At 35.2% G+C, this 1,649-nt stretch carries 1 protein-coding gene; it reads right to left on the bottom strand.

Annotated elements, in window-relative coordinates; genetic code table 11:
• Positions 1-126 precede the first annotated feature (126 nt).
• Positions 127-1,557, bottom strand: coding sequence for an IS4 family transposase (locus AC22L0_RS29190; RefSeq protein ID WP_001056973.1), 1,431 nt, complete (start codon positions 1,555-1,557; stop codon positions 127-129).
• Positions 1,558-1,649: the final 92 nt, after the last annotated feature.

Raw genomic sequence — 1,649 nt, 5'->3', positions numbered from 1 at the left:
CACATCCATCAACTTAAGGTATATTTTTAAACAAAATGCGGTCTTTCCATATAGTTTTTTATTATCTTTTGTAGATTTTATAAAAGCGGGCATATCAAATAAACCCTGACGGGTTTCAATTTTTTACTATGCTACCTGATGAGTAGAAGTGGTATACTCATAAACAACACCCAAAATATCAAAGACTGTCTTTTTCTCGTATCGATGAGATTTTCGTCCGTTGTGCTGTAGGAGGTTAAACAGACGAAGGAGAACCTTTGATAATTCTTGGGTGTTTTTGTGTAATGCTTGGTAAAAAAGTGAAAAATAATCCTTAATTATGTACATCGCTTTATATTCACTTAGCTCTTTCTGTTTCTTACGTAATAGGAGTTCTCGCATTTTAAACATAGTAGAAGAACATAATAGAATACTAATGAGTTGCCCATAAAGATGACATTCTAATCGCTCTTGTTTAATAGATTTACAACGATGAATTTGAAACCAAGATTTCCATATTTTAAATAACAGCTCAATTTGCCAACGTAATGAATATAAATCATAGATTTTCTCTTTTGGTACCCATTCCGTAGGAATGTTTGTCATATATACCGTAATACCTTGTAAAAGCTTTGTACGCTCTGTATATGTAATTCCTTTTTTCTTTTCACGAATAGCTCGGTCACGTAGGCGTTTCTGTTTTTGCTCCTCGGTACACCTATAAACTACAATACGAGTAGGCAATTTGTCCTTACTCCCTACATATACATCGTGTAATTCATACACTTGGCCAGGTTGTAGTTGTTTCATAATGTCTTCCAAATGAATTTGTATATATACTGGTTTCAATTGAGAGGGTTTTGTTTTAAATACCACTGTTTCGAACTCTTTTCTATATATTTTAGTTGGTAACTTAAGACGAGATAAATAATACCCCTGCTTGTCTTGAATAGACTTAAAGTCTTGTAGACGAAAATATCCTAAGTCACGAATATACAGCTCATTCTTTTGTATCATGCCTGTTCGAGTCGCACCATACGCCTGATCACTTCGTTTTCCTGGTTCAATTTTCACATCAGAAAATTCCCCACTCAACAAGTCATACTCTAGTTGAATTTTCACACCAGCTTTATGACTACATCCTCCGGCACCAGGATAGGTAGATGCGAATCGATCTGGAACCTGAAAGGTTGTAGAATCAAGGATGCGAATGCGCTCAAAGTAGGAAGAAAGAGAATGAGAAATCTTAGATACGCCTCCAATTTTAGCTTGTAGAAGTGTAGTAAATACAGTTCGAAAGAAGGCTACAGAAGCAGAGTTAAATCGCCGATTAAGTCCTTCCGGACTTAATAAAACTCCTGTTGAAGTTTCTAATTGACTACATAGTTGAGTAAGAGAGGTAGTAGCGACTTGTTGATTTAGCCATACACACAAAGATAAGAAATGGTGCCCGTGGCACTTACGTTTTCGTTTCATTCCGCCTGCTTCTATGGCTAATTGATTAAGTGTAGCGGGAGACATATATCGATATAACTCTTCAGCGAATAAAGATAATTCTTGTTTTTGATTCATATTCATAAAAAACACGTCACCCTTTCTCATTAACATAAGAAAATAGTAACGTGCTTTTAACTTCAAAAATAGTCTAAATCCTTAAGTTGATGGATGTG

This window comes from Bacillus sp. LQ01 (genome assembly GCF_057624735.1).
The sequence above is the reverse complement of the archived record's forward strand: the minus strand, read 5'-3'. Positions and strand labels throughout refer to the sequence as shown.

Bases quoted from the DNA above. Each gene is read 5' to 3' on its own strand.
- AC22L0_RS29190 (WP_001056973.1), bottom strand. From the start codon at position 1,557: ATGAATATGAATCAAAAACAAGAATTATCTTTATTCGCTGAAGAGTTA.